The 23,994-nt window shown below is 65.4% G+C and carries 23 protein-coding genes and 1 riboswitch; of the genes, 22 read left to right on the forward strand and 1 reads right to left on the reverse strand.

Annotated features, from left to right (window positions below; translation table 11 throughout):
• The 20 genes from A5625_RS12950 to A5625_RS13045 form a co-directional block, all read left to right on the forward strand.
• Positions 1-750: PE/PPE C-terminal domain-containing protein (locus tag A5625_RS12950; RefSeq protein WP_197516079.1), on the forward strand; the 750-nt coding region annotated here is incomplete at its 5' end.
• A gap of 15 nt (positions 751-765) precedes the next feature.
• Positions 766-1,071, forward strand: a complete 306-nt coding sequence (locus tag A5625_RS29115; RefSeq protein WP_156748181.1) for a hypothetical protein — start codon at positions 766-768, stop codon at positions 1,069-1,071.
• 10 nt (positions 1,072-1,081) lie between these two features.
• Positions 1,082-2,299 (forward strand): PPE family protein, encoded by a 1,218-nt coding sequence (locus A5625_RS12955; protein ID WP_066993966.1) that lies wholly within the window; start codon positions 1,082-1,084, stop codon positions 2,297-2,299.
• Positions 2,300-2,766: 467 nt separating this feature from the next.
• Positions 2,767-3,066, forward strand: coding sequence for a PE family protein (locus A5625_RS12965; protein WP_066993972.1), 300 nt, complete (start codon positions 2,767-2,769; stop codon positions 3,064-3,066).
• A gap of 318 nt (positions 3,067-3,384) precedes the next feature.
• Positions 3,385-3,681 (forward strand): WXG100 family type VII secretion target, encoded by a 297-nt coding sequence (locus tag A5625_RS12970; RefSeq protein ID WP_007771418.1) that lies wholly within the window; start codon positions 3,385-3,387, stop codon positions 3,679-3,681.
• Positions 3,682-3,732: 51 nt separating this feature from the next.
• Positions 3,733-4,017, forward strand: coding sequence for a WXG100 family type VII secretion target (locus tag A5625_RS12975; protein WP_007771417.1), 285 nt, complete (start codon positions 3,733-3,735; stop codon positions 4,015-4,017).
• A 100-nt stretch (positions 4,018-4,117) separates the two neighbouring features.
• A complete protein-coding gene (locus A5625_RS12980; RefSeq protein WP_066993975.1) occupies positions 4,118-5,020 on the forward strand; it encodes an ESX secretion-associated protein EspG in 903 nt (300 codons plus the stop codon).
• A 263-nt stretch (positions 5,021-5,283) separates the two neighbouring features.
• Positions 5,284-6,795, forward strand: a complete 1,512-nt coding sequence (gene eccD, locus A5625_RS12985) for a type VII secretion integral membrane protein EccD (RefSeq protein WP_066993978.1) — start codon at positions 5,284-5,286, stop codon at positions 6,793-6,795.
• Positions 6,773-8,644, forward strand: a complete 1,872-nt coding sequence (locus tag A5625_RS12990; protein ID WP_066993981.1) for a S8 family serine peptidase — start codon at positions 6,773-6,775, stop codon at positions 8,642-8,644. The genes eccD and A5625_RS12990 overlap by 23 nt, the downstream gene beginning before the upstream one ends.
• Before the next feature lie 19 nt (positions 8,645-8,663).
• The gene (gene eccE, locus A5625_RS12995; protein ID WP_066993984.1) at positions 8,664-9,863 is read left to right on the forward strand and encodes a type VII secretion protein EccE; all 1,200 of its coding nucleotides are present in this window, start codon (positions 8,664-8,666) and stop codon (positions 9,861-9,863) included.
• Complete coding sequence (eccA5, locus tag A5625_RS13000) at positions 9,860-11,692, forward strand: type VII secretion system ESX-5 AAA family ATPase EccA5 (RefSeq protein WP_066993987.1); 1,833 nt, start codon at positions 9,860-9,862, stop codon at positions 11,690-11,692. The genes eccE and eccA5 overlap by 4 nt, the downstream gene beginning before the upstream one ends.
• 132 nt (positions 11,693-11,824) lie before the next feature.
• Positions 11,825-11,999, forward strand: a riboswitch (M-box (ykoK) riboswitch).
• A gap of 281 nt (positions 12,000-12,280) precedes the next feature.
• The gene (locus tag A5625_RS13005) at positions 12,281-12,580 is read left to right on the forward strand and encodes a PE family protein (RefSeq protein ID WP_066993990.1); all 300 of its coding nucleotides are present in this window, start codon (positions 12,281-12,283) and stop codon (positions 12,578-12,580) included.
• A 10-nt stretch (positions 12,581-12,590) separates the two neighbouring features.
• On the forward strand, positions 12,591-13,754 hold the full coding sequence (locus tag A5625_RS13010) for a PPE family protein (protein ID WP_066993992.1): 1,164 nt from the start codon (positions 12,591-12,593) through the stop codon (positions 13,752-13,754).
• 23 nt (positions 13,755-13,777) lie between these two features.
• A complete protein-coding gene (locus A5625_RS13015; RefSeq protein ID WP_066993995.1) occupies positions 13,778-14,989 on the forward strand; it encodes a PPE family protein in 1,212 nt (403 codons plus the stop codon).
• A 1,117-nt stretch (positions 14,990-16,106) separates the two neighbouring features.
• On the forward strand, positions 16,107-17,366 hold the full coding sequence (locus A5625_RS13020) for a PPE family protein (RefSeq protein WP_066993998.1): 1,260 nt from the start codon (positions 16,107-16,109) through the stop codon (positions 17,364-17,366).
• Between the two features lie 67 nt (positions 17,367-17,433).
• Positions 17,434-18,837, forward strand: a complete 1,404-nt coding sequence (locus A5625_RS13025; protein ID WP_066994001.1) for a PPE family protein — start codon at positions 17,434-17,436, stop codon at positions 18,835-18,837.
• Positions 18,838-18,905: 68 nt separating this feature from the next.
• Positions 18,906-19,232 carry a DUF732 domain-containing protein gene (locus A5625_RS13030; protein WP_082984390.1) on the forward strand — a complete coding sequence of 109 codons (327 nt, stop codon included), beginning with the start codon at positions 18,906-18,908 and terminating at the stop codon, positions 19,230-19,232.
• Positions 19,233-19,533: 301 nt separating this feature from the next.
• Complete coding sequence (locus A5625_RS13035) at positions 19,534-20,250, forward strand: MgtC/SapB family protein (protein WP_066994008.1); 717 nt, start codon at positions 19,534-19,536, stop codon at positions 20,248-20,250.
• Between the two features lie 42 nt (positions 20,251-20,292).
• The gene (locus A5625_RS13040) at positions 20,293-21,237 is read left to right on the forward strand and encodes a sterol desaturase family protein (RefSeq protein WP_066994011.1); all 945 of its coding nucleotides are present in this window, start codon (positions 20,293-20,295) and stop codon (positions 21,235-21,237) included.
• Between the two features lie 112 nt (positions 21,238-21,349).
• Positions 21,350-22,009, forward strand: coding sequence for a hypothetical protein (locus A5625_RS13045; protein ID WP_066994013.1), 660 nt, complete (start codon positions 21,350-21,352; stop codon positions 22,007-22,009).
• Here the strand turns inward: A5625_RS13045 and A5625_RS13050 are convergent.
• Positions 22,006-22,470 (reverse strand): nitroreductase family deazaflavin-dependent oxidoreductase, encoded by a 465-nt coding sequence (locus A5625_RS13050; RefSeq protein WP_066994015.1) that lies wholly within the window; start codon positions 22,468-22,470, stop codon positions 22,006-22,008. The two genes, A5625_RS13045 and A5625_RS13050, sit on opposite strands and share 4 nt — an antisense overlap.
• A gap of 122 nt (positions 22,471-22,592) precedes the next feature.
• Between A5625_RS13050 and A5625_RS13055 the strand changes: the two genes are divergently transcribed.
• Both A5625_RS13055 and A5625_RS13060 read left to right on the forward strand, forming a co-directional pair.
• Positions 22,593-23,276 carry a TetR/AcrR family transcriptional regulator gene (locus A5625_RS13055; RefSeq protein WP_197516080.1) on the forward strand — a complete coding sequence of 228 codons (684 nt, stop codon included), beginning with the start codon at positions 22,593-22,595 and terminating at the stop codon, positions 23,274-23,276.
• Between the two features lie 147 nt (positions 23,277-23,423).
• Positions 23,424-23,930, forward strand: a complete 507-nt coding sequence (locus tag A5625_RS13060) for a VOC family protein (RefSeq protein WP_066994018.1) — start codon at positions 23,424-23,426, stop codon at positions 23,928-23,930.
• Positions 23,931-23,994: the final 64 nt, after the last annotated feature.

Consider the following 23,994-nt stretch of genomic DNA (forward strand, 5'->3'; position numbering starts at 1 on the left):
ACGCCGCCGAACACCACCACGCCGGAAGCCGATTCCGATCAGGCGGCTGCGGTCGCCAAGGCCGTCTCCGAGCCGGCGGGTGAGACGGCGCAAAATGTGGCCACGAATACCACCTCGCAGTTGTCGGTGGGTTCGTCAGATGTGGTGTCGTCGTCGAATGTGGCGACGAACGCATCGGCGCAGAACGGACCGTTTACCTGGCTCACCAGTGCCATTCAGAACTTCGAGCAGTCCGGGCTGCCGACCCCGACCAACAACTACCTCGGACTGAGTCCGGGTTTCTACACCACGTTGCTGAAGCAAACCACCGGTCTCGGCTATTTCTCGAACGGTATAACGGCTTTTTGGTCGCAGCTTGCTCAGCAGTTGGTTTCCGGTCCTGGTGGTAGTACGGCCGGTGCCAGTGGTGCCTGGTATCCCACCCCGCAGTTCGCGACTCTGGGATTGGGCAACCTGGGCGGTGTCGGGCATGTGGGTGCGGTGTCCGCCGGGGCGGGCCAGGCGGGCCGGATCGGGATGCTTTCGGTGCCGCAGAACTGGGCGACGTTGACCTCGGCGGTCAGCCCGGTGTCGGATCTGGAGGCCACGCCGCTGCAGGCCGCGGGCAGCGGGGGAGCCAATCCCGCGGCCAATGGTCTGCTGCGCGGCATGCCGATCGGATCGGTCGGCCGGCGCGGGGCCGCCGCGGGCTACGTCAACAAATACGGCTTCCGCTACAGCGTGCTCACCCGACCACCCTCGGCCGGATGATCGGCGGAATCGGTCATGAACGCCTTCATCATTATCCGCGGGCGGATTTTATCCGCAGTCGCGCTGCGTATGCCTCCCACTATCGCTACCTCGGGGCGTCACAAGGGCCGCGAAGCGATCCTCGGCCCCGGATATTTCCGCATTTCAGACATATCGGCAGAGCTGATCTCCGGGTCGCGGCACGGCGTCGGGCACCCAGCGGTGGCCAGCCGCCGAGGAATGCACCAAAAAGCCATTTCGCCGGCGACCAATGAGGGGCCGGCCACCATCGCATTAACGTCATTCAGTACTCGCCGCATCGGTTCGAACATCACAGGTTAAGGGGCTATTCGTGGTCGGTTTTGAGGCGTTTCCGCCAGAGTTTCATTCGGCGCGGATCTATGCGGGTCCAGGGTCGGGGTCATTTGTAGCCGCGGCATCGGCGTGGAGCGCGCTGGCGGCCGAGCTCAACTCGGCCGCGCTGAGTTATGACAACGTCCTCACCTCGCTGAGCAGCGAGGAGTGGCTGGGGACGGCGTCGGCGACGATGGCGCAAGCGGCCGCCCCATATGTGGCATGGCTGACGTCGACGGCGGCTCAGGCCGAGGAGACGGCCACCCAGGCGCGGGCGGCAGCCGCGGCCTATGAGACCGCGCTGGCTGCAACGGTGCCGCCCCCGCTGATCGCGGCCAACCGCGCTCAGACCAAGCAGTTGCAGGCAACGAACGTGATCGGGCAGAACACGCCGCTGATAGCCCAGCTGGAGGCCCAGTATGGCGAGTACTGGGCTCAGGATGTCGGTGCGATGTACAGCTACGAAGGTCAGTCGACGACGGCGACCCAAAGCCTGCAGCAGATCCAGCCGGCGCCGAAGATCACCAATGACGCCGGGGAGAGCCAGGCCACCACGGTCAGCAAGGTGGCCGGTCAGACGGCGGCGGGCAACGCTGCCAACACGGTGCAGAAGGCGGCTACCGGCACAACCAGCGCGACCGCCAACGCCACGACGACGGCGGCAAGCACCACTACCGATCCGGCGCAAGAACTGTGGTTCTTGTTGACGGGGCAGACGACGTTGCCCACCAGCCTGGGATCGATCGTCAACGGGTACAGCCCGTTCGCGGGTTTGTTCTACAACACTGAGGGTCTGCCGTACTTCAGTACGGGTATGGCCAACACCTTCACCCAGATCGCCAAGTCGGTCGGGGCGATTGGTGGGGCGGCTCCGGCCGCGGCCAAGGCGTTGCCCGGGCTTGGTGGTCTGGGCGGCATGTTGGGTGGCGGTGCGGCAGCCGCGCACCCGGTGGCGGCCTTGGGGAGTGCAGCCTCGGTGGGTGGCAAGTTGTCGGTGCCGGTGTCCTGGTCGGGTGCGTCGTCGTCGGTGCCTGCGACGTTGGGCCGTGCGATTCCGGTCAGCAGCATCAGTGCCGCCCCGGAGGCGGCCGGTGGACCGGGCAACCTGCTCGGGGGCATGCCGCTGGCCGGTACCGGTGCGGCCGGGCACGGTGTGGCCGGCCCCAAGTACGGATTCCGGCCCACCGTCATGGCCCGCCCACCCTTCGCCGGCTGAGCAGCGGCATGGTGTCGGCGTCGACTTTGGCTGCGCAGTAACCAGTGTTCGCAACATGATGCGCTTCGAGTTGTCACGATCGCTGCCGGCGTGCGCGTGCCGTGGCCACCGGTGCGATCAAGCGACTGAAATGCCCGAAAGGAGGTTCCAGCGACACCTCGCCGGGACGGGTCAGCGCTGCACACTGCGGCGAGTTAACCGGCCATCGGCTCTCTGTGGCCACCGGCGGGCCGACCACATCCAGCGTGATTTTTACCGGCAACTTTCGCGCCCAGGTCGGTTATCATCTGCTGAGACCGTCTGCCATCGGCACCGGTCGAGGCAAGGCACTGTTACCGTGCCGTTACAAAAAGTGAATTCGCCGTACCGCTACGTGAACAATTGCAAACTCGGGCCTTCCACACCAGTTTCGAGGGCCGCCGTCATCTACTCTCTGCAGAGTCGGGGATTGAACTAGGAGGGAACATATGTCGTTCGTGACCACACAGCCGGAGGCTTTGGCCGCGGCGGCCGGGAATCTGCAGGCTATCGGGTCGACCTTGAGCGCCCAGAACGCCGCCGCAGCAGCCCCAACGACGGGGGTCGTGCCCGCCGCTGCCGACGAGGTGTCGGCCTTGACCGCTGCTCAGTTTGCCGCCCACGCCCAGATGTACCAGGCAGTGAGCGCTCAGGCAGCCGCGATTCACGAGGCATTCGTGAGCACCCTGTCCACCAGCTCCGGTTCGTACGCTGCCACCGAGGCAGCAAACGCAGCCGCCGCCCTCTGATCGATTGCGGTTCGGGGGCCAGGACAGAAACGTTCAGCGCCGTGGATTCCAACGCAACCGGCCCGCAGGGGACGGTCCGGTGGTTGCAGATGTTGCGCCACACAGCGTCCGGAAAATCAACACGCACTCCGTCAACTCAAACGCCGCGGTTCGGGTTTGACGTCCGTCTGACCGTGACAATGCCCGGTGGCCGCCGGCTGACGGGAAGGGGGGGTCATTTCTATTCAATCGGCTCGGCGGTTGCGTAACGCGTAAACGATCCGGCCACCGTCTTCACAACATCCATCCAGTAATTACGTAGCAAGGAGAACAGCCGACATGGCAACACGCTTTATGACCGACCCGCACGAAATGCGGGCGATGGCGGGCCGCTTCGAGGTGCACGCCCAGACCGTTGAGGACGAGGCTCGCAAGATGTGGGCGTCGTCGATGAACATCGCCGGCTCGGGCTGGAGCGGTCAGGCCCAGGCCACCTCTTACGACACCATGGGTCAGGTCAACCAGGCCTTCCGCAACATCGTCAACATGCTCCACGGAGTGCGCGACGGACTGATTCGCGACGCGAACAACTACGAGCAGCAAGAGCAGGCCTCGCAGCAAATCCTCGGCAGCTAGCGCTAGAAACCGCTGCTGCGTAACATTCCAAGACATTAGGAGAACACCGTTATGAGCATTAACTACCAGTTCGGCGATGTAGACGCCCACGGTGCCTTGATCCGCGCCCAGGCCGCATCCTTGGAGGCTGAGCACCAGGCCATCGTTCGCGATGTGCTTGCTGCCGGCGACTTCTGGGGCGGTGCGGGTTCGGTCGCGTGCCAGGAGTTCATCACCCAGTTGGGTCGCAACTTCCAGGTCATCTACGAACAGGCCAACTCCCACGGACAGAAGGTTCAGTCCGCGGGCAGCAACATGGCCAGCACCGACAGCGCCGTTGGGTCCAGCTGGGCCTAACCCGCAACTTCAGGCGCGGCAGCACACCGACGGGTGGTGTGCTGCCGCGTCCTGCGGTTACCGAGCAGTTTGACTGTACTAGGGACCAATTGAGGATTTGATGGACCAGCAGAGCACCCGCACCGACATCACTGTCAACGTCGACGGTTTCTGGATGCTCCAGGCGCTTCTGGACATTCGGCACGTCGCACCCGAGTTGCGGTGCCGGCCATATGTTTCCACCGACTCGAGCGACTGGCTCAACGATCATCCCGGGATGGCGGTGATGCGCGAGCAAGGGATCGTCGAAAACGACCAGGTCAATGAGCACGTGGCCGCCCGGATGAAGGTACTCGCTGCGCCCGACCTCGAGGTGATCGCTCTGCTGTCCCGAGGCAAGCTGGCCTACGGCGTCCTCGATGACGAGAATCAGCCACCGGGCTCGCGCGATATCCCGGACAACGAATTTCGGGTGGTCCTTGCCCGCCGCGGCCAGCACTGGGTGTCGGCCGTCCGGGTTGGCGGCGAGATCACCGTCGACGACGTCGCCGTCGCGGACAGCGCGTCGATCGCATCCCTGGTGATCGACGCCCTGGAGTCCATCCACCACGCCGAGCCCGCAGCGATCAACGCGGTCAACGTGCCGCTGGAGGAAATGCTGGAAGCGACGAAGTCATGGCAGGAGTCGGGCTTCAACGTCTTTTCCGGCGGAGACCTGCGCCGGATGGGGATCAGCGCCGCCACCGTGGCCGCGCTGGGCCAGGCGTTGTCGGACCCCGCTGCCGAAGTGGCGGTGTACGCCCGGCAGTACCAGGACGACGCCAAGGGTCCCAGCGCATCCGTGCTCTCCCTCAAAGACGGCTCCGGCGGCCGCATCGCGCTCTACCAGCAGGCCCGCACCGCGGGCTCGGGCGAGGCGTGGCTGGCCATCTGTCCGGCGACCCCCCAGCTCGTGCAGGTGGGCGTCAAAACTGTGTTGGACACGCTTCCTTACGGCGAGTGGAAAACTCACAGCAGGGTCTGACATTCGCGCGAAACGCAGAGTTCACCAATGTCTTTGCACTCAACATGCGGTTGAGCTGCGAACACGGCATACTTCTCTCAAGGCATCAGCAAACCTCAAACGGTGTCGACGACAACTCTTAATCGCAAGGCGAGGCAGATGGAATTCCAGTTAGTCGGAATGCACTTTGCGGGGGGCCACCGCACCTCGACGAGTACACCGGCGCATGCTCGCGCGCGACTGGCGCCGCGGGCTCACACATTCATCACAAGGAGTGCAGGGCGATGACTGCGGTAGTTGAAGTACCACAGCCTGATGTAGAGGGCATCTCACAGCCTCAGGCAGTCGTCGTCGGCGTAATGGCCGGCGCGGGTGTCCAGATCGGCGTCCTGCTGGACGCCAACGCGCCCGTCTCGGTGATGACCGACCCGTTGCTGAAGGTGGTCAACGGCCGGCTCCGGGAGCTCGGGGAGACCCCGCTGGAAGCGTCGGGCCGGGGCCGATGGGCGCTGTGCCTGGTGGACGGTTCGCCGTTGCGCGCCACCCAATCGCTGAGCGAGCAAGACGTCTACGACGGCGACCGGTTGTGGATCCGGTTCATCCCGGACACCGAACACCGCTCGCAGGTCATCGAGCACATCTCCACCGCGGTCGCGGCCGATCTCAGCAAGCGCTTCGCGGCCATCGATCCGGTGATCGCCGTGCAGGTCGGTGCGTCGATGGTCGCCATCGGGGTGACGGCCGCGGCCGGTCTGCTCGGCTGGTGGCGTTGGCACCACAACTCGTGGCTGCCGACCGTCTACGCGGGCGTGATCGGCGCGGTGGCGCTGGGTGTTTCGCTGATGTTGTTGATGCGGGCCAACACTCAGCAGGAGCGCCGCGTCGCCGACACCATGCTGCTGAGCAGCCTTGCGCCGCTGACGGTCGCAGCCGCAGCGGCACCGCCCGGCGGCGTCGGATCACCGCATGCGGTGCTGGGCTTCGGCGTCCTCACCGTCGGCGCAATACTCGCCCTGCGCTTCACCGGCCGCCGGCTGGCGATCTATACCGCGATCGTCACGGTTGGTCTGATCGCGGCGGTGGCCGCGCTGGCGCGCATGGTCGCCATGACGAGCGCCGTGACGCTGTTTACCTGTGTCGTGCTGGCGTCCGTGCTCACGTACCAGAGCGCGCCGGCGATCTCGCGGCGGCTGGCCGGCATTCGGCTGCCCGTCTTCCCGTCCGCCACCAGCCGGTGGGTGTTCGAGGCCCGGCCCGACCTGCCCACCACTGTGGTGCGCTCCGATGGTGGTCCTCCCGTTCTGGAGGGGCCGGCCTCGGTCCGCGACGTGTTGACCCAGGCCGAACGCGCCCGGTCCTTCCTGTCGGGTTTGCTGATCGGGCTCGGCGTGCTGATGATCGTCTCCCTCACCGCGCTTTCCGACCCGCGCACCGGGCAGCGCTGGCTGCCGCTCTTGCTGGCCGGCTTCTGCGCGGGATTCCTGATGCTGCGCGGCCGCTCGTATGTCGACCGCTGGCAGGCGATCACCCTGGCCGGAACGGCGGTATTGATCGTCGGTGCGGTCGTGTTGCGATACGCCCTGGTGCTGCAGTCGCCGCTTGCGGTCTCGATTAGTGCGGCGATCCTGGTGCTGTTGCCGGCGGCGGGACTCACGTCAGCGGCTGTCGTGCCCAACACCGTCTACAGTCCGCTATTCCGCAAATTCGTGGAATGGATTGAATACCTCTGCCTGATGCCAATTTTCCCGCTGGCATTGTGGTTGATGAATGTCTATGCAGCAATCCGCTATCGCTAACGGCAAGGTGTGGCGTGGTCGCGCGTCCGCTGCGACCATTGCAGCCCTATTGCTCACGTCGGGCGCATTAGCCGGTTTACCGCCTGCATCCGCGATCGCGCCGCCGACGATTGACGCGGGCGCGGTACCGCCGGACGGTGCACCGGGACCGGGCGCACCGATGAAGCAGAACTCGTACTGCACCGAGGTCGGGGTGCTGCCCGGCACCGATTTCCGGCTGCAGCCCAAGTACATGGACATGCTGAATCTGCAGGAGGCATGGCAGTTCGGTCGTGGTGCGGGCGTGAAAGTGGCCGTCATCGACACCGGAGTGACACCGCACCCCAGGTTTCCGCACCTGATCGCCGGCGGCGACTACATCATGGCCGGTGACGGATTATCGGACTGCGATGCGCACGGCACCATCGTGGCGTCGATGATCGGTGCGGCGCCGGCCAACGGAGCCGGGGTCCCACCGGCGGCACCGCGAAAGCCGGTGACCATCCCCACCACCGAGCCCCCGCCGAAAGCGCCACCGCCGCAGACGGTGACGCTGTCACCGCTACCTCAAACCGTAACGATGGTTCCGCCGCCGCCGCAGCAGCAGCAGTCGCAGGAACAAGCGCCGCCCCCGGGTCCCTTCGGGGCGCCACCCGCGCCGCCGGCACCGGCAGGTCCACCAGCGCCGGCGGGCCCGCCGCCGGGACCGCCGCAAGGCGGGCAGGGACCTAACGGACAAGCGCCGGCGGCCAGCCACGGCAACGGCACGGTCACCATCCCCGGCTACTCCGGCGGTGGGCACGTGACCAACGTCGACAATCTGCGGGGTCCGCGTCCCCTCGACCCGCCTCCGCCTCCACCGCCGCCCCCGGCGCCCAAGACCGGTCCGGACGCGTTCAGCGGGGTGGCCCCGGATGTCGACATCATCGCGATCCGGCAGTCCAGCCAGGCCTTCGGCCTCAAAGACGCCTACACCGGCGACGAGGATCCGCAGACCTCGGCGAAGATCGACAGCGTCCAGACGATGGCGCGGGCGATCGTGCATGCCGCCAATATGGGAGCGCAGGTCATCAACATCTCCGATGTGACCTGTATGAGCGCGCGCAACATCATCGACCAGCGTTCGCTCGGTGCCGCGGTGCGTTACGCGGCCGTCGACAAGAACGCCGTCATCGTGGCCGCCGCCGGTGACACCAGCAAGAAGGACTGCAAGCAGAACCCGGCCCATGATCCGTTGCAGCCCAACGATCCTCGCAACTGGAACGCCGTCACCACGGTCGTGACCCCGTCCTGGTTCAGCGACTACGTGCTGACGGTCGGCGCGGTCGACACCGACGGCCGTCCGCTCAGCCAGGGCAACCAGGGTCAGGCGTCGACCAGTGTGGCCGGGCCGTGGGTCGGCATTGCCGCACCCGGAACGGACGTCATCGGGCTTTCGCCGCGCGACGACGGCATCATCAACGCGATCGACGGACCGGACAACACACTGCTGGTCCCGGCCGGCACCAGCTTCTCGGCGGCGATCGTGTCGGGGGTCGCGGCGCTCGTTCGCGCCAAGTACCCGCAGCTGTCTGCCTACCAGGTGATCAACCGGTTGACTCGTACCGCCCGCGCCCCGGCGCGCGGAGTGGACAATCAGGTCGGGCACGGCGTGGTCGACCCGGTGGCGGCATTGACCTGGGACGTGCCCGACGGCCCGGTGAAACCGCCGACGCAACTGTCGGCACCGCTGAACATTCCGACACCCGCCCCGCACCGGGATATGGTGCCAGTGTGGGTGGCCGCCGGAGGCTTGTTAGGGGCGCTACTCATCGGCGGCGGAGTGTTCGGTACGGCGATGCTGATGAAGCGATCGCGGAAACAGCAATAGGGGCGGAGCAGCAACACTCATGAAAGCTCAGCGCAGGTTTGGGTTGTCTTTGTCGTGGCCGCGGCTGACGACGGTGTTTTTGGTCGACGTGCTGATCATGGTGGTGGCCAGTCACTGCCCGGAGTCCTGGCAGGGCACCTACCGCATCGCGTTCTGGGTGGGTGTCGGTCTGGCCCTGCTGGTGACGTTGCTGTCGCTGGTCACCTACCACGGCCTCACCGTGACGTCGGGGTTGGCCACCTGGCTGTGGGACTGGTCCTCCGACCCGGGTTCCGCACTGGCCGCGGGTTGCACGCCCGCCCTGGATTACCAGCGCAAGTACGGGCGCGACCGGGTCGGGGTGCGGCAGTACCAAGGTCAGTTGGTCACGCTGATCGCCATCAACGGCGATGACGACGAGACGGCCTCGCGGCATCGTCACCGCAACTCATCGCCGACCTTGCTGGTGTCGGCCGTTGCGTCCGGGCTGCGGCAGTTCGATATCCACCTTGACGACATCGACATCGTGTCGGTGAAGGTGCGCCGCGGCGGCAACGCCGCCGAGTTGTCCAAACTTGACGACTGGGGTCCCGAAGAGTGGGAGGTGGCGAACGATCAGCCCACCTCGTACATCCGTCGCACCTGGCTGGTGTTGCGGATGAACCCGCAGCGCAATGTCGCCGCGGTGGCGGCCCGGGATTCGCTGGCATCGACCCTGGTCGCGGCCACCGAGCGGCTCGCCCAGGATCTCGACGGGCTGACCTGTTCGGCCAGGCCGTTGACGGCGGAGGAGTTCGCCGACGTCGACCGTGCGGTGCTGGCCGATCTGGAACCGACCTGGAGCCGGCCAGGATGGCGCCGCCTCAAGCACTTCAACGGATTTGTCACGAGTCTGTGGCTGTCGCCGTCCGACATCACCACCGAAAAGCTGGATGAGCTGTGGGAGGACGAGACCGTCGCCACCGTGCTGACCATTCGGCTCACCACCCGCGGCGGCCGGCCGCAGGTATCGGGTTGGGTGCGGTACCACACCGAGAAGCGGTTGCGCCGAAACGTGTCGTCGGGCCTCAACCGTCTGACCGGACGCCAGCTGGCTGCGCTGCGCGCCAGCCTGCCTGCCCCGACGGCGCGTCCCCTGTTGGTCGTGCCGGGCCGTCCGCTGCGCGCCGACGATGCCGACCTTGCGTTATCCGTCGACCACCTGCACGGGAGCTCGGCGGGCGTTCCTGTAGCGCAATGACGAGGCCGCAATCAACCGCTGAAGGCGCCCGTAACGCGATGGTCGCCGGCCTGTTGGCCTCTGGCATCTCGGTCAATGGGCTACAGCCCAGCCACAATCCGCAGGTTGCGTCGCAGATGTTCACCACCGCTACCAACCTCGACCCCGGCATGTGTGACGCCTGGCTGGCGCGGATCCTGGCGGGGGAGCAGAGCATCGACGTCCTGTCCGGGGCGTGGTCCTCGATCCGGACGTTCGGTTGGGAAACCCGTCGCCTCGGGGTCACCGAGCTGCAGTTCCGTCCGGAGGTTTCCGACGGTTTGTTCCTGCGGCTGGCGGTCACCAGTGGGGAGACGCTGGCGTGTGCGTACGCCGCGGTTCTGGCCGAAGCGAAACGCTACGAGGAAGCAGCGAAACTGATCGACGGCGTCGAACCGCGCCAACCCATCGATGAAGAGTTGGTCAGCTACGTGCGCGGCGTGCTGTATTTCCGCACCTCCCGGTGGCCGGATGTGCTCGCCCAGTTCGCCGAGGGCAAGAGCTGGCGGCAACCCGAGCTGAAGGCCGCGGGTGCGGCCATGGCCACCACGGCACTGGCGTCGCTGGGTGTGTTCGAGGAGGCCTTGCGCCGAGGTCAAGAGGCCATCGAAGGCGACCGGGTGCCGGGCGCGGCCAACATCGCCTTGTACACCCAGGGCATGTGCCTGCGGCATCTGGGCCGCGAGGATGAGGCCGTTGAGCTGCTGCGACGGGTGTACTCACGGGATCCGAAATTCGCCCCGGCCCGCGAAGCGCTGGACAACCCCAACTATCGGCTGGTCCTGACCGACCCGGAGACGATCGAGGCCCGGACCGATCCGTGGGATCCCGACAGCGCGCCGACCCGGGCCGAGACCGAGGCTGCTCGCCACGCCGAAGAGGCGGCGAAGTACCTGGCCGAAGGTGACGCCGAACTCAATGCGATGCTCGGCATGGAACGGGCCAAGCGCGAGATCAAGCTCATCAAATCGACGACCAAGGTCAACTTAGCCCGCGCCAAGATGGGCCTTCCGGTGCCCGTGACGTCGCGCCACACGTTGTTGCTCGGACCGCCCGGTACCGGAAAGACTTCGGTAGCAAGGGCTTTCAGCAAGCAGCTATGCGGGTTGACCGTGCTGCGCAAGCCCGTTGTGGTGGAAACCAGCCGCACCAAGCTGTTGGGCCGGTACATGGCCGACGCGGAGAAGAACACCGAGGAGATGCTTGAGGGCGCCTTGGGCGGCGCGGTCTTTTTCGACGAGATGCACACGCTGCATGAGAAGGGCTACCAGCAGGGCGACCCGTACGGTAACGCCATCATCAACACGTTGCTGCTCTACATGGAGAATCATCGCGACGAACTGGTGGTATTCGGCGCCGGCTACGCCAAGGCGATGGACAAGATGCTCGAAGTGAATCAGGGTCTGCGACGGCGTTTTTCGACTGTCATCGAGTTCTTCAGCTATACCCCTGACGAGTTGGTCGCGCTGACCCGGTTGATGGGTCAGGAGAACGAAGACGTCATCACCGATGAATCGGCGCAGGCGTTGTTGCCGTCGTACACCAGGTTCTACCTCGACGAAAGTTATTCGGAGGACGGCGATCTCATCCGCGGCATCGACACGCTCGGTAATGCCGGTTTCGTGCGCAACGTGGTGGAAAAGGCCCGCGATCATCGCAGCTTCCGCCTGGACGACGAGGACCTGGATGCGGTGCTGGCCAGTGACGTGACCGAGTTCAGTGAGCGTCAACTGCTGCGTTTCAAGGAGCTGACCCAGGAGGATCTGGCCGAGGGGCTCAGCGCGGCGGTGGCCGAGACCAAGAAAGACTAGCTGGAAGCGGGCTCACGCCCCTGCGATCTGGCGCGGCTGTGCGTGCATCGGAGATGACCACAGCGTGAACCGTTGGGATCGCGTTGGAAGTCAACTTGACTCAACGAAGGCCCGGTGTCACCATTGCCAATGCAAGCACCTCGCTAGGTGAGGCGTCTGCACGGACACAGGCCACTGACCTCGAACGTCGAAAGACGCCCAGGGTCAGGACAGCTCCTCCCGGATTAAGGGTTGAGCCCAAGTGGCTTCCGGCTCGATCAGCCGGATACGCCGTGTGGTGCCGAAGCTCTGACGAGAGGGGTGCCGCAGCCGGCCTTTTCGCTGGTTGTTTCCTCCCCGTGTGCACCGTGTGGCAACCCCGTGTGCCCTGGCTTTGAGGAGGTGAGAGCGACGTGAGTCCCGATGACAGTCCGTATGCCAGATCGACGGCCATTTCGCTTCGATCCGGCCTCGGCATCGTTTTTTCCTGAATTGGCTTTCATTTAGCCAACTTTCACAGCACGCGCACGCACTGACGTGCGACGTCGATGCGCGCCTCGGCATGTCCAGAAGACCGCTGGCGCGTTTACCTTCGTGGGGAGATTTGTGATGAACTTTGTTACCGCACAGCCGGAATCGTTGTCGGTGGCCGCCGGTCGGCTGCAAGAGATCGGCTCGGCGCTGATCGCTCAGAACGCGGCGACTGCCGCCCCGATGACCGGGGTGGTGCCCGCCGCCGCGGATGTGGTGTCGATGTTGACGGCGGCGCAGTTCGCCAAGTACGGCCAGATGTTCCAGGCGCTGAGCGCCCAGGCCGCTGCACTGCACGAGAACATGGTGACCACCTTGCAGGCCAGCGCCGGATCGTACGCGGCCACCGAGGCGATCAACGCATCATCGGCCCGATGAAGGGGTTGAAATGTTCGACTTCGCGGCTCTGCCGCCGGAGATCAATTCGGCCAGAATGTATTCCGGGCCAGGATCGGGGCCGATGCTGGCCGCCGCTGCCGCCTGGAACACGATGGCCGCGGAGATGCGTTCGGCGGCAGCCTCTTACGGGTCGGTGGTGACCGAGCTGACCGGCGGGAGCTGGCTGGGTCCTTCGTCGATGTCGATGCTGGCTGCGGTTGCACCCTATGTGGCGTGGCTGAACGGCACCGCCACGCAGGCCGAGCAGGCCAGCGGCCAAGCGTTCTCCGCTGCGACCGCATACGAGTCGGCCTTTGCGATGACGGTGCCGCCACCGGTGATTGCGGCGAACCGCGCTCAGCTGGCGATGCTGGTGGCGACGAACATTTTTGGTCAGAACACGCCGGCTATCGCGGCGACTGAAGCGCAGTATGCCGAAATGTGGGCCCAAGACGCGGGCGCGATGAACGGCTATGCCGGCGCGTCGAGCTCCGCGGCACAATTGCCGCCATTGGCCGCGCCGCCGTCCACCACTAACACTGAAGGCGTAGCAGCGCAGGCGAACACGGTGGCACAAGCGGCCCAGACGCCGGCTGGTTCGGTTCAGTCTGTGCTGTCGTCGGCAGGCGCTGGTTCCTCGTCGACCGGATCGGTGTCGCCCTATCTGGCGGGGCTGCTGAGTGGCTCGGACAATTCGGCCTTCGGCACCTTTACGAATACCAACTTCTTCAGCACCGCGGTCGTCAACGGCGCACTTGCCGGGGGGCCGTTCAACCCCCAGTTCATTCTGCAGACGGCTGCGGGTTTGATGAACGCGGGCAAATCGAGCACTGGTGCCGCGGGGCTGACCGGACTGGGGGAGGTGTCGGAGCTGGGTGCAGGTGTCTCGGCTCCCGCCGCACCGGCGGGTGCGGCCGGGCGGGTGGGGCTTGGCCACGCCAGCTTGGTGGGCTCGTTGTCGGTGCCGCCGAGCTGGGCCCCAGCGGCCAACATCAACCCGGCCGAGAACGCAATCCCGGCAACTGGTCTCAGTGACATCGGGTCGTCGCCGTCCGCCGTCGGCGGCCCCGGTGGTTTTACCGGGCCAATCGGCTCCACGGTGGGGCGTCGCCGGGCGATCCCGAAATACGGATTCCGCCCGGTGGTGATGCCACGCCCGCCGGCCGCCGGATAACAGACTGCCAAGGAGAAAGTGTCATGCTGGATTTCGCGGCGTTTCCGCCAGAGGTCAATTCGGCCCGCATGTACGCGGGCCCAGGGCCGGAGTCGATGGTGGCTGCGGGCGCCGCCTGGAACGCGATTGCCACTGAAATGCGTTCGGCGGCAGTCGGTTACCGATCAGTGATATCAGCGCTGACCAATGAAGGCTGGCTGGGCCCGTCGTCGATGCTGATGGCGGCCGCGGCGGCGCCGTATCTGGCATGGCTGGACAGCACCGCGACTCAGGCCGAGCAGGCCGGTGCCCAGGCCAATGCGGCGGCGGCCGCATATGAGGCTGCCTTCGCCATGACCGTGCCACCGACGGTGGTCACAGCCAACCGCGTTCAGTTGTCGAACCTGTTGGCCAGCAACTTGTTTGGCCAGAACACCGCCGCGATTGCGGCGACCGAGGCGCAATATGCCGACATGTGGGCTCAAGATGCATCCGCGATGAACGGCTATGCCAGTGCCTCGAGCGCGGCCGCCCAGCTCACGCCGATGAGCGCGCCATCGTCGGTCGCCAACACCGATGGAGTGGCCGTGCAGGCGGCGACGGTGGCCCAGGCGGGCAACGCCTCGCCCGGCTCGGCCTCGGGTACCTCGACGGGCGGACTGCTCGCATGGCTGGGACTCGCGCCCAACACCAACACCTCCACCACGGGGCTGGCCGGGCTGATGAACTTCCTGGACGGGTCCAACGGATCGCTGTTGGGCAGCTTCCTCAACAACGCCTCGGTGGACAATTTTTGCAACGCCTTCACCACCAGCGGGCTGTTGAACCCGACGTCGATGATCGATTCGGTGACCGCTTTCAGCTCCCTGTTCCCCGATGCGGCGGGCGATTCCGCCGGTGCAGCCTCGGCCGACCTGGCCGCCGGCCTTGGCCGTAGCGGTGCGCTCGGGTCCCTGCCGGGCCTTGCGGCCTCGGCGGGAATCGGCCAGGCGAGCCTGGTCGGAAGCCTCTCGGTGCCGCCGACTTGGGGCGCGGCCGGCGCCGCCATCACCCCGCTGGCGGAAACGACCCGGCTGGGCGACGGGGTGTATCACGGCGTGCTGGGTGCGACACCGATGGTTATGGAGGCCGCCGGTCCGGCCGGAATGCCGGGCATGCCGTTGGGAGCCATACCGAGCGCGCAGGACGAAGAGTTGGCCGCTCCCTTATATGGATTCCGGCCCCGAGTGATGGCACGGCCGCCCGCGGCCGGTTAACACCGATCGCAGTCGAAATTAACGGCTAACCAACGCGGCTTTTTCACAATGCCGATTCGGTAAAAGCCGTCGAGCCAGCAACGGGGTAAAGGTGCATTTCGCCGCGGGTAGTTCGCCCGAAAAATCGGTTTGAACAGCCAATGCATGGCTTACAGGAAACTGCCAGTAGCTAATCAGTGCCAGAGCAGACTGACCGCGTCTACTCGTATAGGTGAACGCGAGGAGGGCGGTGTGACGAATCAACGACCAGTTCGGCGATGCAGGTGCCCAGGTGCGCTGGTCCGCGCCCGTGGCCTCTCGCCGGCGGTTGGGCACAGGTTGACCGGCTTACCGTCGGCGACTTCCTGGGCAGCGCGGCCCCGACTTCCAGGAGGGTTACCACCGGGCAGGCTGCCACGTAAAGATCCCCGGCGCCAGCAGCGATTGACTCAATACGACAACGCCCGCTATTCGAGTCCGGGCTTAATTGTTTTCGTTGCAAGACGCAATATGCCGCATTGATTTGCGCGGCACGGTCTCTCCGGAGAATTCTCGCAGCCGATCGGCTTTGCAAACGGCTTCAAGCGACAATTTACTAATAAAAGTAATAGCGGATATAAGTCGATATGAGAGGTTGGTCTAACTCGCAATCAGATAGAATGCACACAGCTTTCTGGCAGTTTATGATGTCGACAATGGCGTTGATTCTCGCTTGGTTATCTATCGGACCGCAAGGTTACTAATTAATTGTTTTCACCTGTGGCTGGATGCTGCGTTCGAGCGCTCTACCAAGTGATATCCACCACTAGCTGGATAGTTGCGGACGCGCAACTCTCACATGGCTCATGCGGTAGCGATACTTGTTTTTTACAAACGTTTACCTGGCCGGAGTGCTCTGTGAAATACGGCATGGACATCATCGGCAGTGCAATAGCAGCGTGGCTTGACTAGTCGTTCGTAGCGCCTAATGGCGTGGAATTACAGCTAGGAAGGGTATGGCTTCGTCGTCTGTAGCACATGGGATCCGCACATATTCGGTGGTGGATTCGATGAATTTCCTTAGAGCTGTGAGTTCGTCAATGCCGGAGCCGTGGCGCCCTGCTTACCATGGTCGCCGAGAGAGGGACCGGAGGGAGTGATGTTGGATTTCGGGGCTTATCCGCCGGAATACAACTCGGGGCGGATGTACGTTGGTGCGGGGTCGGGGCCGCTGCTGGCCGCTGCGGCGGCATGGGACGAGTTGGCTGCTGAGCTGCAGAGCACCGGGACGGCCTACCACTCGGCCATCGAGACCCTGACGAGCGGTCCGTGGACGGGCCCGTCATCGATCGCGATGGCGGCGGCGGCGGCCCCATACGTGGCGTGGATCCATGCCGTCGGCGCGCAAGCCGAGCAGGCGGGCGCCCAGGCCAAACTCGCCGCCGGCGCGTACGAGGCGGCGTTCGCGGCGACGGTTCCGCCGCCGGTGATCGCCGCCAACCGCGCCCTGCTCGCCACCCTGATCGCTACCAACATCCTGGGCCAGAACACCCCGGCGATCGCCGCCACCGAAACCCACTACATGGAGATGTGGGCGCAGGATGCCGCCGCGATGTACGGATACGCGGCGGCATCGGCGAGTGCCTCCCAGCTGACGCCGTTCGCCGAGCCACCCCGCACCACCAACGAGTCGGCCGGCACGACGCAAGCGGCAGCGGTCGCCCAGAGCACCGCCAATTCCAGCTCGAACACGGCGTCGCAGCTGTCGCAGCTGAGCACCACGATGCAGCCGGCAGTCCAAACCGTGTCCAACGCCAGCTCGGCAGGGGACGCCTCAACCGGACTGACCACGCCAAGTTTCATCACCAACTGGAACGAGTTCTGGTCGGTGGTGACCGGGGTGTACTCACCGCAGTCGTGGAGCACCATCCCCGGCGGACCGTTCCTGTCGTTCGGCCAGGCATATGCCTGGGGACAGAACGGGCAGGCTGCGGCCGCCTATCTGGCTGGGCCTAAGGCGATTTCCGGAGCGTTGGCGCCGCTGGCCAGTGGCGCCAACGCCGTCCAGCCGATGCTCAGTTCCGCAGCCGGGGCCGGGCAGGTGTCGGGATCGATGGGCAAAGCCGCTCTGGTGGGCGGCATGTCGGTGCCGCAGGGCTGGACCCAGGCCGCTCCCGCGATCAGAACACTCGCTCAGGCGCTCCCCGCCAACATCGCCGGGGCACCGACCGCGATGGCAAGCGCGGAGGGCGTGTTCAGCCAGATGGGCCTGTCCAGCCTGGCCGGACGCGCCGTCGCGGCCGCCGCTACCCGGCCGGTCGGCGGCACCGCCTCCGCGGTCGGCTCGCTGGGAAGTGTTGCCGCCGAAGCTGACCCGGCCGCAGCCACCATCATCGTCATCCCGTGCACCGAGGAATGACCGCCATGACTGAATTGCTTGGCAGCCAAGCACTGTCGGTGCAGGCGCCCAAATAGGGGGTACGCAAATGTTCTACGGAGCCTTTCCGCCGGAGTTCAACTCGGGCCGGATGTACAGCGGTCCGGGCGCTGGGTCGCTGGTGGCCGCGGCGACCGCGTGGCAGAACCTGGCCACCGAGTTGCAGTCCACCGCTACGTCTTACGGGTCGGTGCTAGCCAGCCTGACCGCCGGTCCGTGGGTTGGGCCGTCGTCGCTCGCCATGGCGTCCGCGGCCGCCCCGTATGTGGCCTGGATGCAAGAAACCGCCGCTCAGGCCGCACAATCGGCGACGCAGGCCACCGAAGCTGCGAACGCCTATGAAACGGCCTTCGCCGCGCACGTCCCGCCACCGGTGATTGCCGAGAACCGAGCCTTGCTCGCGCAGCTGGTGGCGACAAATGTTTTCGGGCAAAACACTTCGGCGATCGCCGCGAATGAGGCGCAATACGAGGAGTTTTGGGCTCAGGACGCCACGGCTATGGATACCTACTTCGCGTCTTCGGCAACCGCGTCCAACAACTTGACTCAGTTCAGCCCGGCGCCCAAAACCACCAATGACGCCGCCGCACCACTGCAAGCGGCTGCGGTGACCTCAGCGGCTCAGACGCCGGCGGCCAATGTGGCGAACACCGCCGCTTCGGCGGCGACTACCACGCTGCCCTTCAGCGGCCCTTTCTCCATTCCCGCGAACCTCGCCTATCTGTATCAAACGTTCATGACGGATCTCTTCAACATCGTCCCGGGCGGGGCAAGCTTCTACACCAACATGTACAACGCCGTGAAGGTGCCGCTGGGTTTGACGACGCAGTTCAACGACATCGGGTTGCTGATCAACTTCCCACTGTCCCAGTGGCTCAAGTTCGCCCCGCCCGTTGGCTACGGCGCACTACCCAAAGACGCGCTGGGTGCCGGGCTGGGGGCATTGGGCTTCGGGCGCGGCACCTTGTACAGCGCGATCACTCCGGTCGCCGGCATGGGAAATGCCGGCACGCTGGTCGGCAAGCTGTCGATCCCGCCCAGTTGGGCCACGGCGACCCCATCGATCAGGACCGTCGCCGCCGCCCTGTCGGCCGCCGGGACCGAGGCCGTTCCGGCAGCCGCGCTGGGCGAGGGAAGCCTGTTCAGTTCGATGGGGCTGGCCGGAATGCTGGGCAGCGCGATGGGCTCCGGGGGGCCGACGGTAGCCCGTGCCGCGGTGCGTAACCGGATGACTCCGATCAAGGACCTCAAAGGCGAGCAGTCGCCCGAACAGCTCAAACGCCTTGTCGCACAGATCTCGGAGAAGCCCGAGACCGTGCAGCATCACAACGTCGATCAAGAAAACCTCGACGCGCTGCTCGAGCAGCTCGCCAAGAAGCCGGGCATCCACGCGGTGCACCTGAAGAAGGGCGGCAAGTCGAAAGTCCTACCCGCCGATACCCAATTGGGTTGATAGGCAAGGCAAATCATCCTTGCTGAGCGCCAATTGGAGAACGAATCGACCCACAACCGAAGGTGATAGTGATGAAACGACTGCTGGCGCTACTCGGTATCCCGGCGATGATCGCCTTTGCCGCCCCGGCGCACGCCGATCCTCCGCCCGCGCCGGACGGCGACGACGGCGGCTTCGTCGCCGCGCTGCAACAAGCCGGCTTCACCTTCAACAGCCCCGGTTCGGCCGTCGCTGCCGGCCGGGCAGTGTGTTCGTGCCTGAACAACGGCGAATCGGGCCTGGAGTTGGTGCATGACGTCAAAACCCACAATCCCGGCATGGACATGGAGATGGCCTCGAACTTCGCGCTGATTTCCGCGAAGTTCTACTGCCCACACCAACTCTCCAAGGCGTGAGCCGCGGCAACAAGGCGTAGCGTCGACGGCTACCGGCGATCGCGAAGGCTCTGCTGCGCAACGCATTTACGACCGGCCGGCATTATCCGACGCCCATCAGGTGGTTGCGGTGCAACCAATTGACTGCCCGGAGATTTCGCGGATGTGGCCGCCCCGCTCCGCATTTCACTCGGGGCCATCTGCCGTTCACCTGCAGGTGCTTAGCTGCGCCAATCGGCACCACATCGAGGGTCGCGATCGGAATTACGCGGAGCAGCCGGGGGATACTCAACGGTGAGACGCAGCGGAAAGGAGGGTGTCCGTGGAGACGCTGAGCGCGCTCGATTTCTTGATCCGGCTGGGCGTCGGCGTCGGCTGCGGCGCGCTCATCGGCCTGGAACGGCAATGGCGGGCGCGGCGGGCCGGCTTGCGCACCAACGCGCTGGTTGCCGGAGGCGCGACGCTGTTCGTCCTCTACGCGGCGGCCACCTCGGACACCAGCCCCACCCGGGTCGCCTCCTATGTCGTGTCCGGCATCGGGTTCCTGGGTGGTGGGGTGATCCTGCGGGAAGGCGTCAACGTCCGGGGCCTCAATACCGCCGCGACACTATGGTGCTCGGCGGCGATCGGCGTGCTGGCCGCTTCCGGGCATCTGTTGTTCGCGTTGATCGGCACCGGCACGGTGATCGGCATTCACCTGCTGGGGCGCCCACTCGGCCGGCTGATCGACCGCGATAACAGCGCCGAAGAGGACGAGAGCCTGCTGCCCTATCTGATACAGGTGGTCTGCCGCCCGAAGCACGAGAAATACGTCCGGGCCCAGATCGTCCAGCACGCCGGCAGCAACGACATCACGCTTCGCGGAATCCACACCGGCAACCCGGCCGACGACGAGGCCACCCTGACCGCCCACCTGTTGATGAACGGCGATGCCCCGGCCCGGCTGGAGCGGCTGGTGGCCGAACTATCGCTGCTGCCGGGCGTCCGGGCGGTGCAGTGGTATGCCGGCGATGAGGCGCAGTCCGACGATCGTCGCTGAGGGCGCGACCGACGCCGCGGTGCCCGTCGTAGTCTTACCTGTGTGAGTGCCCTCTCGAGCTTCCTGTCTGCGCTGCCTCCGCAGATGCGCGATCCGGTGCTGTTCGCCATTCCGTTCTTCCTGCTGCTGTTGACCCTCGAATGGACGGCGGCTCGAAAGCTGGAAAGCCTTACCGCCGAGGCCGCCGACGAAGCGCGGCCGGCCTCAGGCGCGCACCTCACCCGTGACTCGCTGGCGAGCATCTGGATGGGGCTGGTTTCGGTGGCCACCACCGCCGGCTGGAAGACCTTGGCCCTGCTCGGCTATGCCGCGATCTACGCCTACGTGCCGCCTTGGCACTTGCCCGCCAGCCGTTGGTACACGTGGGTCATCGCGATTCTCGGTGTGGACCTGCTGTACTACGCCTATCACCGCATCGCGCACCGCGTGCGATTGATCTGGGCGACGCATCAGGCTCATCACTCCAGCGAGTACTACAACTTCGCCACCGCACTGCGCCAGAAGTGGAACAACAGCGGTGAAATCTTGATGTGGATTCCGTTGCCGCTGTTGGGAATTCCGCCGTGGATGGTGTTCTTCAGTTTCTCGCTGAACCTGATCTACCAGTTCTGGATACACACCGAGCGGATCGACAAGCTGCCGAGGCCGTTCGAGTTCCTGTTGAACACACCCTCGCATCATCGGGTGCACCACGGGATGGACCAGGTGTATCTCGACAAGAACTATGGCGGCATCTTCATCGTGTGGGACCGGCTGTTCGGGACCTTCCAGCCCGAGGTGTTCCGGCCGCATTACGGCCTTACCAAGCCGGTGGACACGTTCAACATCTGGAAGTTGCAGACTCGCGAGTATGTAGCGATCGCCCGGGACTGTCGGTCGGCGAAGCGCCTGCGGGATCGGCTGGGTTACGTATTCGGTCCGCCCGGCTGGACGCCGCAGGTAGCCGGTCGAACCGACGCTGGCACCGGGCTCGTGACCTCGCTGTAACATTTGCGCAGGCCGGCGCGAAAAGCTGAGCGTGGGGGAGGGTTACCCGGTAACCTCGGCCTCCCGTCGGTATCGGCCCGATGGATCGGAGCTCAGGGTGCATCGTCTGGCAATGCGCGCATTCGCCGCGTCGACCAGTGTGGCAGCGTTCGCCTCCTTGATGCCGGCTGCGCCGGCCACAGCCGAGGTGGTCGTATATCCAGGCATGGAGATACGCCAGGACAACCGGGTCTGCACGCTGGGATACGTCGACCCCGCACTCAAGGTCGCGTTCACCGCGGGACATTGCCGCGGCGGTGGCGGAGTGGTGACCGATCGAGGCGGAACCGTCATCGGCCGGATGGCGGCCTTCCGGGACAACACCCCCACCGGAACGACCGTGTCCACCAGCCAGGTGATCAGCGATTACGAGGCGATCGTGCTGGACAACAGCGTCATGGCGAACAACGTCCTGCCGGGCGGTCGTCCGCTGGTTTCCGACCCTGGCCTCGCACTGGCACCAGGGCAGCCGATCTGTCATTTCGGCGTGATCACCGGGGAGACCTGCGGGACGGTGGAGAGCGTGAACAACGGCTGGTTCACCATGTCGCACGGCGTGCAAAGCCATAACGGGGATTCGGGCGGGCCGGTGTATCTGGCCCCCAATGGCGGACCGGGGCAACTCGTCGGGATCTTCAACAGCGTCTGGGGCGACTTCCCGGCCGCGGTGTCATGGGGGGCCACGTCGCAGGAGGTGCGCGAGGACCTCGGCGTTCGGGACAACGCGCACTAGGGCATTCGGCCCGCCGCGCCGACCTTGGTCAGCGCGAACACCGGAATCGTCGGCGCCGCCGCACGGAATTGCTCGTCGGTGCTGTCCGGAGTCAACCCAGCGACGTAGTCCTTGACCTGCCAGTACCACTTGGCCAGATACCGCCGCAACAACTCGGGCTTGGCCGCGTCGTCGACCTCGCTGGCTTCAAGGCGCCGCCGGTGCCAGCGCGGACCCACTTCAACGACCGGCGTGGCCCGGACATTGCGCGCCCACTGGGTGTTGCCGCGCGGCGAGACCAGATAGTCCACCCCGTCGACGGTGAGCAGGTTGATCACCACCGCACGGTGCTTTCCGGTCTTACGGCCGCGGACCCGTAGCGCGCGGGTTCCGGCGATGCTGATCCCGGCCTCGGCGAGCCAGCGGATCACCCCGTTGGCGGCGCGGGCGGTCCGGCTCGGTTGTTCGTATCGCGTGGACATGATGCGGCCTTTCAGCGAATCCGGTTGAATCTTCTGAGAGCGGTGCTCTCTATTTCGAAAAGGCTGCCACAGCGCGCGACGGAAAGCAAGAGCGGTGTTCTCGGTTGTGCCAGACTGGCCGCGTGGGCAAACGCCAGGAATCGCGCCAGCAGATCGAGGCACGCATCATCGAGCTCGGTCACCGCCAGTTGGTGGAGCGCGGCGCGGCGGGGTTGTCGGTGCGGGCAATCGCCCGCGACCTGGGCATGGTGTCCTCGGCGGTATACCGCTACGTATCCAGCCGGGACGAACTGCTGACCTTGCTGCTGGTCGACGCTTACTCCGACCTGGCCAAAACCGTGGATCGCGCCCGCGAAACCGTCGGGGACGTGTGGAGCGACGACGTCGTCGCCATCGCCCGGGCCACCCGGACATGGGCCGTCGCGCACCCGGCCTGCTGGGCCCTGTTGTACGGCAGCCCCGTTCCCGGATATCACGCGCCCCCCGAGCGCACGGTTGCGGTGGGCACCCGGGTCGTTGCGGCGCTGTTCGACGCGGTTGCGGCCGGGATCGCCACAGGCGACATCCGGCTGACGAATGACCTTGCCCCGCAACCCATGTCATCCGACTTCGAACGAATCCGTCATGAATTCGGGTTTCCTGGCGATGATCGGGTGCTGGCCAAGTGTTTTTTGCTGTGGGCGGGCGTGCTGGGTGCCATCAGTCTCGAGGTGTTCGGGCAATACGGCGCCGACACCGTGACCGACCCGGAAGCCGTCTTCGACGCCCAACTGCGCCTGCTGGTAGACGTCCTGACCCAACACTGATTGGGTGCGGAGGCCTCGCGTGCGGAGGCCTCGCGCATCAGAATTAGAACGTGTTCACCCGGCCGTTTTTCCGCAGGGCGGCCCGAACGCGGCAAAGTCGTCTGGGCCCTTTCTGGCGCCCCGGCGACTGGTCTATTCTGCGAGGCGATGACGCTTCCCGTTGCAGCCCCGACGCAGATCGCCTGGGTTACCGCCGACATCGACGCGACCGAAACGGCCCTCACCGGCCTGTTAGGTGTGCGCAAGTGGGTGCGCATACCCGATGTGCACTTTGCTCCGGACGCGTGTAGCTACCGCGGCAAACCCGCCGACTTCGTGGCCAGCATCTCGCTGAGCTACCTAGGCGACATGCAGTTGGAGCTGATCCAACCGGTTTGCGGTGAGAACATCTATAGTGACTTTTTGTCCGAATGCGGCCCGGGTTTGCACCACATCTGCGTGGAGGTCGAAAGCTCCGAGCAACTCGAATCAGCGGTAGCCGATGCCGCCGAGCGGGGCGCCGCGGTCGTACAGCGAGGCGTGATGCCCGGCGGCATCCAATTCGTCTACCTCTCAGCGCCGCAGGCGGGCGTGCCGTTTGTGGAGCTTGCGTACGTTGCGCCCGAAATGAGGGCGTTTTACGACTACATCAAAAAGGAGCAGCGGCGCCAATGAGCACGGAGATACCGCCAACAATCAACGCGAGTGACGTGACCACGTGGTCCGATGACGTCGATGT

The organism is Mycobacterium sp. 1465703.0 (genome assembly GCF_001672975.1).
Taxonomy (GTDB): Bacteria; Actinomycetota; Actinomycetes; order Mycobacteriales; family Mycobacteriaceae; genus Mycobacterium.

Coding starts and splice junctions, on each gene's coding strand:
- A5625_RS29115 (WP_156748181.1), top strand. CDS start 766: ATGAACGCCTTCATCATTATCCGCGGGCGGATTTTATCCGCAGTCGCG.
- A5625_RS12965 (WP_066993972.1), top strand. CDS start 2,767: ATGTCGTTCGTGACCACACAGCCGGAGGCTTTGGCCGCGGCGGCCGGG.
- A5625_RS12970 (WP_007771418.1), top strand. CDS start 3,385: ATGGCAACACGCTTTATGACCGACCCGCACGAAATGCGGGCGATGGCG.
- A5625_RS12975 (WP_007771417.1), top strand. CDS start 3,733: ATGAGCATTAACTACCAGTTCGGCGATGTAGACGCCCACGGTGCCTTG.
- A5625_RS12980 (WP_066993975.1), top strand. CDS start 4,118: ATGGACCAGCAGAGCACCCGCACCGACATCACTGTCAACGTCGACGGT.
- eccD (WP_066993978.1), top strand. CDS start 5,284: ATGACTGCGGTAGTTGAAGTACCACAGCCTGATGTAGAGGGCATCTCA.
- A5625_RS12990 (WP_066993981.1), top strand. CDS start 6,773: ATGCAGCAATCCGCTATCGCTAACGGCAAGGTGTGGCGTGGTCGCGCG.
- eccE (WP_066993984.1), top strand. CDS start 8,664: ATGAAAGCTCAGCGCAGGTTTGGGTTGTCTTTGTCGTGGCCGCGGCTG.
- eccA5 (WP_066993987.1), top strand. CDS start 9,860: ATGACGAGGCCGCAATCAACCGCTGAAGGCGCCCGTAACGCGATGGTC.
- A5625_RS13005 (WP_066993990.1), top strand. CDS start 12,281: ATGAACTTTGTTACCGCACAGCCGGAATCGTTGTCGGTGGCCGCCGGT.
- A5625_RS13010 (WP_066993992.1), top strand. CDS start 12,591: ATGTTCGACTTCGCGGCTCTGCCGCCGGAGATCAATTCGGCCAGAATG.
- A5625_RS13015 (WP_066993995.1), top strand. CDS start 13,778: ATGCTGGATTTCGCGGCGTTTCCGCCAGAGGTCAATTCGGCCCGCATG.
- A5625_RS13020 (WP_066993998.1), top strand. CDS start 16,107: ATGTTGGATTTCGGGGCTTATCCGCCGGAATACAACTCGGGGCGGATG.
- A5625_RS13025 (WP_066994001.1), top strand. CDS start 17,434: ATGTTCTACGGAGCCTTTCCGCCGGAGTTCAACTCGGGCCGGATGTAC.
- A5625_RS13045 (WP_066994013.1), top strand. CDS start 21,350: ATGCGCGCATTCGCCGCGTCGACCAGTGTGGCAGCGTTCGCCTCCTTG.
- A5625_RS13050 (WP_066994015.1), bottom strand. CDS start 22,470: ATGTCCACGCGATACGAACAACCGAGCCGGACCGCCCGCGCCGCCAAC.
- A5625_RS13060 (WP_066994018.1), top strand. CDS start 23,424: ATGACGCTTCCCGTTGCAGCCCCGACGCAGATCGCCTGGGTTACCGCC.